At 47.9% G+C, this 15,891-nt stretch carries 12 protein-coding genes; 2 read left to right on the top strand and 10 right to left on the bottom strand.

The genetic code is table 11. The features are described from left to right. The 6 genes from AC58PV_RS16820 to AC58PV_RS16795 all read right to left on the bottom strand — a co-directional run bounded on the left by AC58PV_RS16820 (position 1) and on the right by AC58PV_RS16795 (position 8,072). The gene (locus AC58PV_RS16820) at positions 1-897 is read right to left on the bottom strand and encodes a carbohydrate ABC transporter permease (protein WP_497433358.1); all 897 of its coding nucleotides are present in this window, start codon (positions 895-897) and stop codon (positions 1-3) included. Between the two features lie 81 nt (positions 898-978). After that, positions 979-2,316 (bottom strand): ABC transporter substrate-binding protein, encoded by a 1,338-nt coding sequence (locus tag AC58PV_RS16815; RefSeq protein WP_497433357.1) that lies wholly within the window; start codon positions 2,314-2,316, stop codon positions 979-981. 148 nt (positions 2,317-2,464) lie between these two features. After that, the gene (locus AC58PV_RS16810) at positions 2,465-4,045 is read right to left on the bottom strand and encodes a response regulator transcription factor (RefSeq protein ID WP_497433356.1); all 1,581 of its coding nucleotides are present in this window, start codon (positions 4,043-4,045) and stop codon (positions 2,465-2,467) included. Between the two features lie 23 nt (positions 4,046-4,068). Continuing rightward, a complete protein-coding gene (locus AC58PV_RS16805; protein ID WP_497433355.1) occupies positions 4,069-5,784 on the bottom strand; it encodes a sensor histidine kinase in 1,716 nt (571 codons plus the stop codon). A 98-nt stretch (positions 5,785-5,882) separates the two neighbouring features. Further along, positions 5,883-7,070 (bottom strand): trans-sulfuration enzyme family protein, encoded by a 1,188-nt coding sequence (locus AC58PV_RS16800; protein WP_497433354.1) that lies wholly within the window; start codon positions 7,068-7,070, stop codon positions 5,883-5,885. A gap of 39 nt (positions 7,071-7,109) precedes the next feature. Beyond that, entirely contained in the window at positions 7,110-8,072 is a 963-nt protein-coding gene (locus AC58PV_RS16795) for a uroporphyrinogen decarboxylase/cobalamine-independent methonine synthase family protein (protein ID WP_497433353.1), read from the bottom strand. 282 nt (positions 8,073-8,354) lie between these two features. On the opposite strand from AC58PV_RS16795, the gene sleB reads away from it, so the two are divergent. After that, positions 8,355-9,014 carry a spore cortex-lytic enzyme gene (gene sleB, locus AC58PV_RS16790; RefSeq protein ID WP_497433399.1) on the top strand — a complete coding sequence of 220 codons (660 nt, stop codon included), beginning with the start codon at positions 8,355-8,357 and terminating at the stop codon, positions 9,012-9,014. 85 nt (positions 9,015-9,099) lie between these two features. Here sleB and AC58PV_RS16785 read toward each other — a convergent pair whose 3' ends face one another. The 3 genes from AC58PV_RS16785 to AC58PV_RS16775 form a co-directional block, all read right to left on the bottom strand. Then, positions 9,100-10,017, bottom strand: coding sequence for an SRPBCC family protein (locus AC58PV_RS16785; protein WP_497433352.1), 918 nt, complete (start codon positions 10,015-10,017; stop codon positions 9,100-9,102). A gap of 123 nt (positions 10,018-10,140) precedes the next feature. Further along, a complete protein-coding gene (locus AC58PV_RS16780; RefSeq protein WP_497433351.1) occupies positions 10,141-11,037 on the bottom strand; it encodes a cation diffusion facilitator family transporter in 897 nt (298 codons plus the stop codon). 433 nt (positions 11,038-11,470) lie between these two features. Then, on the bottom strand, positions 11,471-12,214 hold the full coding sequence (locus tag AC58PV_RS16775; RefSeq protein WP_497433350.1) for an IclR family transcriptional regulator: 744 nt from the start codon (positions 12,212-12,214) through the stop codon (positions 11,471-11,473). A gap of 298 nt (positions 12,215-12,512) precedes the next feature. Between AC58PV_RS16775 and AC58PV_RS16770 the strand changes: the two genes are divergently transcribed. Then, entirely contained in the window at positions 12,513-13,541 is a 1,029-nt protein-coding gene (locus AC58PV_RS16770; RefSeq protein ID WP_497433349.1) for an alpha/beta hydrolase, read from the top strand. An 885-nt stretch (positions 13,542-14,426) separates the two neighbouring features. Here the strand turns inward: AC58PV_RS16770 and AC58PV_RS16765 are convergent. Next, positions 14,427-15,752 (bottom strand): deoxyguanosinetriphosphate triphosphohydrolase family protein, encoded by a 1,326-nt coding sequence (locus AC58PV_RS16765; protein ID WP_497433348.1) that lies wholly within the window; start codon positions 15,750-15,752, stop codon positions 14,427-14,429. Positions 15,753-15,891 lie beyond the last annotated feature (139 nt).

Raw genomic sequence — 15,891 nt, 5'->3', positions numbered from 1 at the left:
CTATTCTCCCTTCGACTCATAATGAACCCAATGTTTAGATGATGTAAAAATGATCGCGGTAAATAAGGCGATGGTCATGAGCAATACCCACGCCATTGCAGAACCGTAGCCCATCTCATAGTAACGAAACGATTTCTCGTAGAGATAGAGTACATAAAACAGTGTTTTATCAAACGGGCCCCCACCAGTTACGATCATACCTTCCGTGAATACCTTGAATCCGTTAATAATACCCATGACTAAGTTAAAAAAGATAACGGGCGTGAGCAGTGGAATTGTAATGTTCTTGAACTTATGCCACGCGTTCGCGCCGTCTACTTGGGCTGCTTCGTATAAACTGACCGGTATTTGCTTTAGGCCCGCGAGGAAAATCAGCATCGAAGATCCGAATTGCCAGACAGATAATAAAATCAATGATGAAAGCGCCGTCGAAGGATGCGTGATCCAGGATACGTTCGTGGTCACCCCGAAGAATGCTTCCAAGAACGAGTTGAACGCGCCAGCCGAACCGAACAATTGGCGCCACATAACAGCCACGGCTACGCTGCCGCCGATTAAGGTTGGCAAGTAGTAGGTAGCCCGGAAGAAGCCAAGGAACCGGATCTTCATGTTCAGCATCATCGCCACGGCCAGCGCGAAGATGAGGCGCAGTGGTACCGCGGTAAACACGAAAATAAGCGTTGTCTTGATGGAAATCCAGAAACGAGTATCCTCCGTGAACATTTCCTTGAAATTGGCCAGTCCCACCCACTCAGGAGGAGACAAAATGTCATAACGGGTGAAAGCCAAGTACAGCGATGCCCCAATCGGGATTAAGGAAAAGGCAAGAAAGCCAAACAACCAGGGGAAAATGAATACATATCCAGCTGTATGGTCGGATCTCCAGAAGTTTTTCATATTGGCCCCCTTTTCAATCGATTTCATAGTAAGAATGGTCGGGGATAAGATTGCATCAAGAGCTACTTATCCCCGGCTTGCTTATTTCTTTTTCGCGAGCGCGGCTGTTGCTTCCTTGCGGAATTTCTCAGCTGCTTTCTCTGGCGTCAGCTTCTCATAGAAGACTTCGCCGCGAACGTTAGTGAAGAGCTTAGTGACTTCTGCACCTGCAACCGGTGCTGGCGGGTCGATGACGCTAGAGTGTTTCTCAACCGTCTGCAAGTATTGGGAGACGCGTTTCTGCGTGTCACTGAACGTGCTCTGCATGCCTGTAATCAGTTTCGGATTATATGGCATGCCGAAGTAAGCGTTAAGCGACTTAGCCGCATCCAAATTGTTCGTGAAGAACTCGATAAACTTAGCCGCTTCTTCAGGATGTTTTGACGAAGCTGCGATTCCATGGAAGAATGAGGGCTTCATATACATCCCTTTACCGTCTGCCGAACCCGGATACATGGCGAACCCAACTGGTTTACCTAACTGTTTCTCCATAATATCGACCTGGTTGCTCCAGTACGCGAAGCCGCCGAACGCTGCTTGCCCTTTTGGAAAAGGACCATCCTCAAGACCTCTCACCTCTTGCTCCACGCCCATCGGACTAATAATGCCGGCTTTCTGCCATTGAAGCTGCATATTCATATAGTCGACAAATAGTTTATCATCGTCATAGCCGAGGCCATCTTGCGCCGCGTTATACAGTGTCTTGCCATGTTGTCTGAGCCATACCTCAAAGTGGGATTGCATCAGATGGGTATCACCGTAAATGTTGAGCTTGTCTTTAACCGTTTGCAAATCTTTGGCGTACTGATCCCATGTGTAATCCGGCCCTGGCGCTTTAACACCAGCCTTATCCAGCTTCTCTTGATCATAGAACATAACTAGCGCATTATTTCCGATGTTAATCCCATAGTTTTTGCCTCCGACGATACCGCCCTTCATGTTCACATCCGCAACGCCGGTCATATCTATCGTTTTGTTCTTAATGAACTCGTCAAGCGGCATTAGCATGCCCTTGTTGACATAATTCTGAATTTGCGCGTAGTCGACACGAACAATATCGGGAAGACTATTTGAGGCGGCTTGTACGTTAATTTTATCGTTATAGGCGTCGCCAGCGTAATACTCGGCTTCGATCTTGATGTTAGGATTTGCTTTCTGGAACAATTCGATGACGGCGTTATTTTTATCAACCGTCAATTGCGAACCTGCCCAGTACGTCATGCGCAGGGTTACCTGCTCGTTCTTCTTTGGTGCAGCTGTTGCCGGCGCTGTTGTTCCTGTCTTCGTATCTCCTGATGTAGTTGACCCCTGCGAGCATCCAGCGAGGGCGAATGACAACGTTAACAGTGAAGCCAAACACGTTACTGTAATTTTCCGCATAATGACACTCCCCAATTATTATTTGTCTCTCAGTGCGTATTGCTATAAAGGGAATAGGTAGGCCCAGCCTATCCGCCTTTTCACCTTCATTTTACTGGCTGCCAAGGTCTCTGATAATAAAAAAAACAGACACGTTTTACTAGAAAAATCAGTAATACGCGTCCTTTTTATTGGTCGATTTGAACTCCACTGGCGTAAGGCCTGTCGCCTTCTTAAAGATATAGCTGAAGTACTGTGGATCGTTGCCAAAACCGGTTTTTTCCGCAATTTCATACACTTTGGCATGGGAATAGTTCATCATTAGCTCTTTGGCTCGCTCGATGCGTACCCTCGTTACGTACTGTGAAAACTTCTCGTTTAATTCCTTGCGAAACAGCTTGCCGAGGTAGTCCACATTCATAAAGAAATAGTTCTTGGCTAGCCACTGGAGACTCAGCTCTTCATTTCCCAAGTTGTCATGGATATGCTGAATCATACTGTGCACGAGCATTTTATTTTTGGTCGTAAACACCTCATAATTTTCCTTTGTAATCGCGTGCGAGACATTGAGAATGTATTTATGAATATCCTCTAGTGTCTTCATCTTCAGAATAGGGGCAATTTTGGTGATCGTTTCATGGATCGCGTCGGGCATGGTCTGTCTGACTATTGTTGTAACGAGCTCTATACAGAAGCTAATAGCAACGGGGATTTCGCAGCGCAGCTCGCGCAGTGTGTCGAAGAAACTTCCAAGTCCCACATTCAAATCTTTGATATTCCCAACTTTGATGGCCATCACGATGTCACCATAGTTCATATTGACCGTGTCCATGCCATTTGAAGACAGTTCAATCCCGACTTCACCGCTCGTAATAATGCTGCTTTCTTCTAGATAGAATCGGTATTGAATATATTGCTGGGCATCCCTATAAACCTTCGGAAGATCCTCGAAAGCGCATTGATCACTGATTGACAACGTCAAATCTACCTTATAACGGATTTCAAATTCTTCCTTGATGCTGGTTGTTACTGCAAGTATGTCCTGAACGTCCATATCCTCAACGAGAATGATGAACTTGTCCCCTACGATCGTGCTGAGCATTCGATTCCGAGCCTGAATAAGCTCTTCCGAGATGTTCTTCAATGCATACAGTTCTACAAACTCGAATGCTGCCTCTAGTTGGAACAGAATCAGCCTAAGTTTCTCATTGCCGATATGCAGAATTTGCTTATAATGCTCCATCTCTTGCTTAAAAAAACTGCGGTTCAACAAACAGTCCCGGAGGAGCTGCTCTTTCACCATGGGAAGAGCTTTCGCCAATTCGTTTTCCATCTGACGGTAGTGACTAGTTCGGCTTCGCTCTTCGTCCAGTTCGCGAATTACCTGATGCAGCACTTCCGTAATATCACCTTCGTCGCACGGTTTGAGAAGGTAGTGTTTGACGCCATACTGCATGGCCTTGTTGGCAAATTCGAACTCGCCGTGGCCCGAGAGTACAATGAATTTAACCTCTGGCCGGCGCTGAATCGTTTGTTGAATCAGTTCAAGCCCGTCCATTCGCGGCATCTTGATATCGGTAATAATGATATCCGGCTGCACATCAAGCAGCATGCTGCTGGCCGTTAACCCGTCGGGCGCACACCCTATGTATTGCAAGCCAAGTTCTTCCCACCCGACCAACCTCGAAATGCCTTCCCTAATCACACGCTCGTCGTCGACTAGAAACACTTTATAAACCCGCTCGCTCATTCTCTCGGCCCCCTTCGTGCCCGTTATGTACCGTTGTTCATGTAAGGGATAGAAATGGCAACTTTCGTGCCTTGACCTGCCTTACTATCGATGTCGATGCCGAATGGCTCACCAAATAGAATTTTGAGCCTGCTATTAATACTCTTCAAACCGATACCCGTTCCTTCTGCTGTCGTTTCATTCGATTCCAACTTCTCGAGATAGTCAGGATCCATGCCTGGGCCTGTATCTGCTACAAAAATTACTAGCCGATCCGCGTACTCCTCCGCGGTAATTCGTATCTCACACACGTCGTTTGAATGCTCGACACCATATTTGATGCTATTCTCAACGATAGGCTGCAAAATAATGCAAGGCATGCTTAGCGCATACAAATGTTCAGGGATTTCCATTCGATAAGCGAGTCTTTCTTCGAATCGAAATTTCTGGATGTGAATGTAATTATCCAGATTGGCAATCTCATCTTTAATCGTAATGAATTCCTTGTCGCTGACGGTGCTGCGCAGCAGGTTTCCCAGCGCCTTGACCATTCCGGAAATTTCTAGTTGACCGTTCATTCGCGCCAGCCAATTAATAGAATCCAGCGTATTATAGAGAAAGTGCGGGTTCAGCTTAGCTTTTAACGTATGATATTCCGCATCCTTTAGCATCAATTGCTTAACGTAATTTTCTTGGATCAACATATCGAGTCTATAGGTCATTTTATCGAAACTGCGACTTAATTGGCCGATTTCATCACGGTATTTCGGCAACTCCGCATTATCCAGCTCGAAATTCCCCTTCTCTAGATTCGACATCTTCTTCATCAGCTTCTCGATTGGTTTCGTAATGCTGCTCGAGAACTTCAGCCCTATTACTAGAATGATTAATAAGACGATCGTATACGTGCAAAGCAAGACGATTTGCATGATGATGGTATCTTTAAATATCGAACCATAAGGAACCAGATATAGGAATGTCCAGCCTGTATACGGCTGGGCAAATGCCGCCGCGAGATACTTACTCCCTCTCAGCGTCACGAGGTTATAATCTTTGTTCGCGTCGATAGCGAGCTCTTCATTCTCAATTGGACTATGCTGCGGATAAATGAAGGCGTTGCCAGATTTGATCAACAATGTCGAATCGTAGTAGCTGCTCTCATTCGAGGCCGAATAAATAATTTTATCAGCGAATGTTCGAATGATGAGGGTACCGATATGCTCCATACTGGTATCATTGACCTCACGAATTTCGCGCACCGAATAAAAAGAATCTTCCTCATTAATGCCCCCCATCCATACATTGGCCCCCTTCTGTTGCTCTGCCGTATTCCGCATCGTCTTAATGACGTCGAAACTCAATCTGCCGACGTTCAAGCCAACTCCATGAGAACCGTTATCGGTATCAAGAACTTCGATGGAAGCGACTGCGTAGTCAAACAGATGATAGGACATAAGCTTCTTCATCAACTCATTGGAAGCTGTGTATGATTCATAAGACTCCCGGTCGGCATTCAGCATTTTCAGATATTTTTGCACGTCGGGGTCCGACATAATGGTCAGAGACAATCTATCTATGTTTTGCAGCTTCTCTTCAATTCGTTGGGAAAACAAATGAAATTTCTCCGTCGTTTCCCTATATATCAGCTGATCGTACAGTGATTGAGACAGCCTGACGAACGACCAGCCGAGAAAGCTCGTAAGGAAAGCGCCAAGCACGATGAAGATAAGCAATTTATGTTTAATTTTCAAGTTTCTCATAGGATCACCCTTGCTCAATTATAACACACATCCGAAATGGGGCTGGAAACAGCGAAAAACGGAAGGGCCTAGTAGCCCCACCGATTTTCAAGTCCTCTCTATCTCGTTGGATCAGCATTCCCAGTCCTCGCCGGCTTGAAATACGAATCAATGCTGCTCAAATCCCCTATCAGATCCTGCGGATCTTCTAATCCAATGTTCAAACGCACAAGGCTAATCGGATTGGTTTCAGTCGAATCCGAGGTCTCGCCGACGACCAAAGCCAGGCTTTCATAACCCCCGAAGCTTAGCCCGATTCGGAAGTAGCGCAGCTGGTCAACCCAAGCCTTGGCCTCTGCCAATGTGCCTCTGATCTCGACAGACAGTAGACTGCCGCAGCCGCTCATTTGCTTGAGCGCCAGCTCGTGTTGTGGATGCGAAACAAGCCCTGGGAAGTTTACTCGGCGGATGACGGGCACGGTCGCCAAATATTCCGCCACCGTATGCGTCGACAAGCTGAGGCGCTCCATTCGCAACGGCAACGTACGCATGCCGCGGAGCATCAAAGATGCAATGTGCGGTGTCATGACGCCGCCGAGCAATTGCAAGTCAATGCGGCTAAGTTGCTCAAGCAGCTCATCCGAACCGATGACAGCTCCGCCAAGCGCGTCGCTGTGACCGCTGACGTACTTAGTCAGCGAGTGCACGACGAGATCAACGCCCATTTGCAGTGGATTTTGGTAGCAGGGAGATGCCCAAGTGTTGTCGATGATCGTTCGGATCTTGCGAGCCTGGGCCTCTTGAACGCAGGCCGTCAAATCCTGCAAACGGAAGTAATAACTGGTCGGGCTCTCCAAGTAAAGGAGTGCCGTATTGCTGCGAATCGCCGCAAGAATGGCCGCCATGGACGTGCCGTCCACATACGTGACTTCTACACCGTATCGGGTAAGAAAATAATCAAGAAACTCCCGCGTTCCAAAATATACCTGATCCACACAGACGATATGATCGCCCGCACGGACAGTGGACAGAATGGCAGCCGAAATGGCAGCCATTCCCGAGGCAAAGCAGCGCGCCTTCTCACCGTGCTCGAGCGTAGCAAGACGCTTTTCCAGTTCCTGCACCGTCGGGTTGCCCATTCGACTATACTTGAAAGCATGTCCAGGCTCATCACTTGATGCATAAGAAAATAGCGTATTCTGGTAGATTGGGATTGTGACTGCCCCTTGGTGCCGCTCATCGTGCTTATCATGCGCAACAAATGTATACGGCAAAGGGTTCTTGTGCGTAAATGTGTTCATATTCATGCGGTTGCCCCTCTCTAGTCGCTCCTAGCCGTCTATGCGTTAATTCAGCGCCGCTGCACGCGCTGCCGCGGCTACGACCCAACTGGTGCGCTGACGGTCAATATCGCCGGGCAACGAACAATCCGCGCCCAGCATAACACCGATACTTGACGTTTCATCAAGCAGATAAGCTGTAAATTGAGCGATGTCCGCTTGATCACCGCTGCACAAAATTCCTGCCTTCGTATTGTCGAAGCCGCCAAGAACAGTCTTGCCGCCGAAAAATTCCATGCCTTCTTTTAAGCTGAGACCTTCGACATAGATCGCCCAGTTAAATGCTTTGGCCGGGTAATCCTGCCACACATTCAAGCGGTTCTTAACGCCGGCCCATCCGCATAGATGCAGCAGCGTATTGTCGCTGACGACATTCGCGCGATCCAGTACAATTCTATCGCTCGGTGTAACCCACTCGCGATATTCCTCATAGGTAAAGCGATCCGTCTCCCCGCCTTGCAGACAGTAATAGATGCCGGTGCATTTGCCTTCTGTCAGCAGCAGCTCCGAAAGAGTGGCTTGATCCTCCGCGATAACTTCGAGCGCGTACATGACCGCCTCTGGATCCTCCTTCAGATGACGCATGACAAGCTCGTCTGATGTGCCGAAGCGGATGCAAGAGAATGGAGCAAACACATTATAAAATGTACAACATTCCCCTTGCAGCTGTTCGTAAATGCCTTTCGCCCGTGCAACTTGTTCACGGATGTAGGGATGATCCTTGCCAAGGGGTTTCAGCTTGCGCCAATCTGCTGCTTCCTGAATGTCGACCGTAATAGGGAAGTTGAAGAATCCATCACACATGATTTTAATAAAATCAATACCGCTTTCCTTGTAGTACTGCACATGCGCATCAATGCACGCCTGACCTTCGGCTTCTTCACCAGAGAAATGAAACCAGAATCCAACTGGTACCTTATCAACTGGTTGTTTGTTTAATGCGTTAAGTACTCGTGTAATTTTATCCATATTCGGCAACGCTCCCTTAGGTTAGATGAATCCCCTCTGCAGCGGGGTCTGTGAAATTAGAGTAAGTGTATCATCTGCCCCTCAGGAACAATATAAAAAAAAGCGACATGTTTTGTGGGAAAAACCGAAAAAAGTTGGGAGAGAAAACCGAGATTTCATGAAAATTTCACCCCGCTTAACCCTTAGAGCCCCAAGGGATTGACTTACATTTCCAAAAACTGCGGGTTGAGACCGTGTATATTGGTGCCTATACTGAGGAAAGCGAAAGGGGAGATGAAGATGATGTTCATAAAAAAACTAGTCGTAGTCGCACTCGTAGCTTCCTTTGGTTTAGGGATGAATGCAGGAACGTGGAGCCCGCAGGCATCCGCAGCAGAAGCTACGACTTTAAAGCAAGGTACGCAAAATGGTGATGTATGGGACGCACAATTCCGACTAAAAACTTTAGGCATTTATGAGCCTTCTATAGATGGAAAATATGGTCCAATCACAGCCGCGGCCGTTCGTAATTTTCAAACGAATTATGGACTGAGTGTGGATGGAATCGTTGGTGCGAAAACGTGGGAGTACTTGCGTAAATTCACGGTGAATCAAGCTGAACTCGATATGCTGGCTAAAGTCATCTACAGTGAGGCTCGCGGTGAATCCTACGAGGGTCAAGTCGCTGTTGGAGCGGTCGTTATGAACCGGTTAAAATCCAGTCAGTTCGAGAATACCATTCAAGGCATCGTGTTCGAGGTTGGTGCTTTCACGGCTGTCAGCGATGGCCAATATAATTTAACACCAGATAGCCAAGCCTACAAAGCTGCATTAGAGGCCGTTCGCGGCTGGGACCCAACGGGTGGTGCACTTTACTATTTTAATCCCAAAACAGCGACAAGCTCTTGGATCTGGACACGTCAACAGACGGTGCAGATTGGGAATCACATTTTTGCGAAGTAACAAGCATAAGGAAAACACCTCTAGACGAAGCCGCTATGGAGCGAGCTTGTGTAGAGGTGTTTTTGTATCCTAGAGAGGCTGCCGCTTACGCTTGCTCCGCTAACTCCTTCATGTGCTCCATAACTTCGAGATGCACATTGCGAATAATGCTTTGGGTCCATATATCGAAATAGAGCGATGGTTTTACTTTCAGGTCATACCAGCTAGTGCCGATGAGTGTTGTAGTCCCATCGCCATTGTCTTCTAGGATGAATTGACCTTTGGACAAACTCAGGTGTCCTAGTATTTCGGGATCATCCGGCAGTTTTGTAATGGCAAAGGTGAGTTTCCGATTTTCCTCATATTCTACGATCTTCTCATCAAAAACGATGCCATTGCTGAAAATACACTTACGTTCAGCTCCTACATAACGGCCTTCTGCCGTGGATTGCACGGGACTTGGCAACCCGATTTTAAATAACCAGTAGTCAGGTTCTGACGTTATGGGTGAAAATGCAGTGACATTTTGCCATACAACTTCTGGTTTCGCGTGAATTAAGATTCGGTCCGTGACCTGACTTTCACCTGGTTGGGCAGTCAAGATATTAGCTAGGAGAAGAACAGCCATTGCCGCGAGAATACTGACGTTTAATGTGGATTGGTTCCATTTGAACATAAGTTTGCCCGCCAGAACACCGAGTAGAATAAAGAGATAAATGAGTGGCGCCACGATGATCAGGCAAATATACCCCTCACCCATCATGAAATAACTATAAATTAAACCTACAACAAGATTGAGAAACGCATAACCAAAGGATGGGCCAACCGTTACACGGTGTTTACGCCAGAAATAAGCATTGATCATCCCCATGATAAACGGGAGTAGGACGAAATCGGATAAGACCAGTATCCCTCCAGCGCCTGTCGCTACCCTGACGATATAAGCCGTTATAAGCATAAAAATGATTCCGCATCCGTTGGCCACAGCAATTCCTAACCAGATATCTTTGGCTCTCCGACTCAAAGTGATCACTCCCTAGAACTGTCGCGTAGACGTTGTCGATAAGATTCTATGACTAATCTAACGCGAATTGGAGTGTTTGTAAATAATAACCAATTCTATAGTGGAAAAAGCCAACGCACCTACTCAGGCGTCAGCTTGTTCTTCATACCAAGGGTTCAAGTGGACCAGCACTTCATCCACATCCCCGTGTGCTTCTTTAATTCTCCGCTTAATGCTACGAATGATATCATGACCTTCTTGAATCGTCAGCTGGCCTGGAACGCCAAGTCTCGCATCAACTAATATGTAATGGCCATGCTCCCTCGCACGAAGTCGATCGATTCGTTTAACCTCGGGTACACCTCGAATTAATGATGCATATTGCTCAATGTAAGTGGGACTGACACTACGTTCCATCAAAATATCAAAGGATTCGCTTCCCATCTCGTAGGCTAGTTTCAAGACAAGGAACGAAACGATGATCCCTGCTACCGGATCTCCATACGCCAAGTAGCTAATGTTGTAGTGATCCCCGATTAATGCGAGTCCGATCCCCACTGAAGCCGCGATAGAGGCGTACACGTCCGCTAAATGGTCGTAGGCTGTCGCTATCAACCCTTTACTGTTCAGCTGCTTTCCGATACGCATCGTATAGACATACAGGATTTGTTTCCACACGAGGGAAATGACAGCTGCACAAAAAGCAATGATATGCGCCTCGCCCGCCGATTCGAACAGCGCATGTATCGAATGGTAACCCATATAAATAGCGGCTCCGCCTAATATAATTGCGACTATAAAAGCCCCGAGCACCTCCGCTTTCCCATGCCCGTAGGGATGCTCCACGTCCGCTGGTTTGGCGGATACGCGCATGGAGCTGTATGCCGTTGCCGTTGCAATAACGTCCCCAGCGTTATGGATACCGTCCGCAATGAGCACTTGGCTATTGAACAGAAGGCCGACTATGATTTTGATAGCGGTCAGCACGATGTTGCTGGCCAAACTTATCCAGATCGCCAGCATGGAGGCTGTCTTCTTCATGATGTACACACCCTTTCCCACCTATAGTATGGCTTATCGGCGGCAAAGCATCCGTCCAAGTTGCACCCCCTATAAACGTGTAACTCGAGCCAACCGTGTATCAATAGTCCGACTTTGCTCAACTAAATCGAAGAATCCTCGGTAGAATAGACAAATAGTCCGATTCTGCCCAACTAAATCGCCGTTTTCCTCGCCAGCGAGTTGTTTTGGTCGATTTAGTTAGGCGAATTAGGACTAATTTAGGTTTAATGGCGCGGATAGAAGGATTAGTTCGGTAATTTCGGACTACCCGGGGAAGTGGGGCGAACAAAAGGAGCTATGCTGATGGGGTATGTATGAGCAGGGAGATATGCAAATAAATACCTGCCGTTGTGCAGGTACTTATTTGCAATTTATTTCCTACTCAAGCCAGCACGTTATCAGGCTTGAGCGCTTAGCGCAGCATCGTGCCCATCCGGCGCGCCGCCTCCATAATCGTCGGCGCCTGCTCTTGCATCAGCTCCAGCGTAAGCCTGTTCGCTGGACCCGAGACCGCGAGGGCGGCCACTAGACGGCCGCCGCGGTCAAGAATTGGCGCGGACACAGCCGCCGCGCCAGGCTCGCGCTCTTCGACGCTCGTGGCGAAGCCCGCGCGCCTTGTGTCGCTGAGCTGCTGCAGGTACGCCTGCGTCCCTAACCCTGTCGGCCAGTCGGCCGAGGTTAGCAGCTGATCCAGCAGCCCTGGCTCAGCGAAGGCGACGAGCACCTTGCTCGAGGCGCCGACGTAAAGCGGCATTCGCGCCCCGACAGGGGCGACTCGGCGAATGGCATGGTTGCTCTGCACGGCTTGGATGCGCACGCGCACCAGGCCGTCCTGCACGTACAGCGAGATCGTCTCCCCGAGGAGGTCGCGGAGCCTTTCCATCTCCGGCAGCAGAATGATGCCGGGGTCTCCCTCTTTGGATAAGTTAGCCGAAAGCTCCCAAAGCCGGTAGCCCAGTCTGAACTTATCTGTCGCTTCATCACGCATGATGAAGCCTTTGCCTTCAAGCGATGCTAGAAGGCGATGTACCGTGCTTTTGTGAAGCTGCACACGTGTAGCAATTTCGGTTAACGTCAACTCGGACGCCCCCGTGAAACAAAGCATAATATCTAAAGCGCGCTCAACAGCACGCACGGTCAGCTTGCCATCTTCCATAGAAGAGTCACCACCTTCATAAGCCAAACTGTTTCACTATATGAAACCTTGTTATGTCCAGTATAACGAAACTAAATGGAACCGTAAAGGTCGAACACCTCTTTTTCCCATTATTACAGAAGCGTTACAATAGGCTTACAAATGCCGCATCCGCATTGACTTGTAAGCGCATTCAGAATACTATTAAAGTACAGCAACACTTATCAGAATATTTAAACAATTATACCTCCCACTCATGTTTCACCACTACCTAGCGGCATTTCACATACACACATCTTCATGGAGGGAGGCTTATCAGATGTCTACTACTACTCTCAATCCTGTAGCAGGATCGCTTCAGCCCACACTTGATCAGGTTATTACGCAACCATTTTTACGCAGAAGAAAGTTTATTGTTACGACTCTTCTGGCCTTATTGATTGTATGTACGTCCATTCTTCTCATCTTCCACGCTTACATTGCTTGGACCTTGGCTAGACCACATATTGAGCCTCTGCATTCGAATCCGATGAAGGCTGTCCGACTTCCATACACGAATATCTCCTTCCCGAGCCATAACGGTGCATCCATCTTAGATGGCTGGTTCATCCCGGCTGCTAGCTCGACTAAAACGGTCATTTTCTCACATGGATATGGTGGTAATCGCGAAGAAGAATGGGTTCCTTTGTACACTTTGGCCCGCGAGCTTCACAAAAAGCAATATAACGTTCTCATGTTTGACTATGGCTATGTGAATCCCATGAGTAGTCGCCTCATGACCGGTGGTGTTCAGGAATCCCAAGAACTGCTTGGGGCCATTGAGTATATCAAACAGTCTACTGGCGGTTCGATCTTTATTTGGGGCTTTTCCATGGGGGCAGGCACTGCCTTACAGACAGCTCTGCAGCAAAACGGAGATATCTCGGGGATGATCCTAGACAGCACCTTTCTACTGAACTCGGACACCCTTTATCAAAATATGAATCAAGTCGTGCGTTTGCCAAAGTACCCTTCTCTACCGCTTGTTCGTCTGTTCTTTCCTTTAGTGAATGGCGTAAGCTTGCATGACGTGCCCTTTACAAAAGTAACCACAACGTCCTATGAGATGCCGATCTTCATGATTCATGGCACCAATGATAACAAAGCACCTCATGTTCTCGTCGAAGCCATGTTCAAGCAGCAGCACAACACCGCCTCTAAGCTATGGATTCTCCCTAATGCACAGCATGAACTTCTGTATCGCGCTGAACCCAAAACTTATGTGAGCCGCACAATGGACTTCCTTAACAGTATTGAACCCTTGGCCACATCCGAGTACGTTAACGCTGGTATTCCCTCCTCCCTATAAAATCGACCTCTGATGAGGTCGGTATTTTTTTGCCGTTTGGCCCGTTTACCCCATCCTCTCAACTGAATTCCCCTGCGTCGCCATTTAACTGGAAAACCTACAGCTAATTCTAGCTTATTTCGTTGATTTTCGAATTTAAATGGAAAAAGTACAGCTAAATGCTGCACTTTGTCGCCAAATCCCTTAATACCGCTAAATTTACTACAGGAAATCCATCTATTCATCTGGAAGGTGCATAAACAGCCCAATTAGCTGGATAAAATCAATTTATTCGTGTTGACGGTGGGGCTGGCGCGAATTGTTTGCAATGCTACTCGCTACTAGCCCGCGAGAACTGAAAGAAAAGATAGCTACTTGTTTGGTCGTGGTTTATGTTACTTTGCTGCTGACTGATACTCGGAGCTAGTTTATGTTACTTGGGTAGTAGACTGCTGTTTGATTCCCATTATGTTGGTTGCTGGCTTCTGTTAGGTATGAGTTGATGAGTGTCTGGTAGCCGCTGTCTGTTGCAGTTAGTGAGAATAGTAGTTTAAAGTAGCTTAGCTCAAGAGCTCTTGGGATCCTACCTCTTGGGCTTTCCACTCTACCCTACGTCACCAGCACCACTCAACTCCCGATGCCACGAACTTAACTGGAAAACCTACAGTTAATTCTAACTGATTTCGTTGATTTTCCCATATAAATGGAAAAAGTACAGCTAAATGCTGCACTTTTCCCTATTTCCCGCTAAAACCTCTAAATTAACTACAGGAAATCCATCTATTCATCTGAAAGGTGTATAAACAGCCCAATTAGCTGTATAAAATCCATTTATTCGCATTCGCATTCGCACGCACGGGCGGCGGCGATAGGTGGAAGTTGAGTGGCTAGCCCTACTCCCACGCCTCAATCCATCTCATAAATCGAGCCCGATTTACTCGCGAACAGCTCCGCGTACACCTTCTCGGCGTAGGCGTCGGTCATGCCCGAGATGTAGTCCGCGACGAAGCGCGGCCAGCTCCAATTGCTGTTGATGCTGCGCCGCTCATAGCTGTCAATCCAGTCGGGCGGGATGATCCATTGCCCTTTGTCCTTGTGGATGAAGCTGTCCCAGAGGCGCTCCACAATGATCTCGCTGCGCTTCTGCAGACGCAGGACGCGGAAATCCTTGATCAGCGTGACCCACGCTAATTTCTTGAGGATCTCCATCGTCCGCAGCAGGTCCATGTCCTCTACGCCGTCTTTGACGAGGGCGACCTTCTTCCAGCCGCGATCCGTGTCGTCGATAATATCCAGCCGCGACGCAAATGAGCTGACCCAACGCGCTTTCATCTCTCTGCGTGTCCGTGATTCCTCACGGTTGCATGCTGCAAATATAAGCTCCCATTGCTCCAAATAATCGTGCAGCACGCGGCGCACCATCAGTTCGATATCAACCTGTTCCCAGCCAAATTTATGCTGATTCGGATCGTTCAGTATCTCCATCACGAGATGTTTGATCAATCGTTGATCCTCGAAAAAGGTAGCGTTCATTTGAATTTTGCCTGCCCGAATGCCATCCTCGATATCATGCGTAGAATACGCAATATCATCGCATAGGTCCATCAATTGTGCTTCCAGCGTGGAACAACCCGCAGGCATTTTCCAAATGTCCCGCAGCTCCTGAATGACGTCCCACTCTGCCCCGTAAACACCCTTCAGGCGTCCCTCTTCTTCAATTAGAAAAGGATACTTATTGATGCCGAGAAGCACCGCTGCCGTCAGGTCTAGGCCGCTCTCGCTGCCCGCTCGTTTTTCTAGAAACATAAGGATACGGAAATTCTGCGCATTCCCCTCATATTTCAAGCCGTGATCCTTCATGAGGATATGATTAAGCACCTCTTCACCCTTATGTCCAAAAGGCGGATGACCGAAGTCATGCGCAATGGATGCACACTCGACCACGGTCGGATCGATGATCAGGCCTGGATGCTCTCTTTTGCTCAAAAAGGGATTGGTCCGCTCTAAACGCTTCGCGACTTCTCTCGCAATCTGTGCAACCTCCAAGGAGTGCGTTAGACGTGTCCGGTAGTAATCGCCCGAGCCCGCTCCGAATACCTGAGATTTGCCCTGTAAGCGCCGAAAGGTCGGCGACTGAATTAACCTTGCGTAATCCCGTTCAAATTCATCCCGTTCTTCACTCCATTTCGAGGAAGCTGCCTCACCAGGCCGATATTTCCGTATGTTGTTCATATGTTTGCCTCCTCTAGCCCTCTTGCTACTCAAACGATTGCACACACTGCTATCAGTTTATGCGAGAGCATGTACAATAGTCACCATCCGACCCCCTGATGCAGAAGGATTATATTTTAAAAAGAATACTATATTCTCC

This window comes from Paenibacillus sp. J22FR83 (genome assembly GCF_059691955.1).
This window is presented reverse-complemented; position numbering and strand designations above follow the sequence as displayed.

Coding starts and splice junctions, on each gene's coding strand:
- AC58PV_RS16775 (WP_497433350.1), bottom strand. CDS start 12,214: ATGGAAGATGGCAAGCTGACCGTGCGTGCTGTTGAGCGCGCTTTAGAT.
- AC58PV_RS16805 (WP_497433355.1), bottom strand. CDS start 5,784: ATGAGAAACTTGAAAATTAAACATAAATTGCTTATCTTCATCGTGCTT.
- AC58PV_RS16795 (WP_497433353.1), bottom strand. CDS start 8,072: ATGGATAAAATTACACGAGTACTTAACGCATTAAACAAACAACCAGTT.
- AC58PV_RS16810 (WP_497433356.1), bottom strand. CDS start 4,045: ATGAGCGAGCGGGTTTATAAAGTGTTTCTAGTCGACGACGAGCGTGTG.
- AC58PV_RS16765 (WP_497433348.1), bottom strand. CDS start 15,752: ATGAACAACATACGGAAATATCGGCCTGGTGAGGCAGCTTCCTCGAAA.
- sleB (WP_497433399.1), top strand. CDS start 8,355: ATGTTCATAAAAAAACTAGTCGTAGTCGCACTCGTAGCTTCCTTTGGT.
- AC58PV_RS16800 (WP_497433354.1), bottom strand. CDS start 7,070: ATGAATATGAACACATTTACGCACAAGAACCCTTTGCCGTATACATTT.
- AC58PV_RS16815 (WP_497433357.1), bottom strand. CDS start 2,316: ATGCGGAAAATTACAGTAACGTGTTTGGCTTCACTGTTAACGTTGTCA.
- AC58PV_RS16780 (WP_497433351.1), bottom strand. CDS start 11,037: ATGAAGAAGACAGCCTCCATGCTGGCGATCTGGATAAGTTTGGCCAGC.
- AC58PV_RS16820 (WP_497433358.1), bottom strand. CDS start 897: ATGAAAAACTTCTGGAGATCCGACCATACAGCTGGATATGTATTCATT.
- AC58PV_RS16770 (WP_497433349.1), top strand. CDS start 12,513: ATGTCTACTACTACTCTCAATCCTGTAGCAGGATCGCTTCAGCCCACA.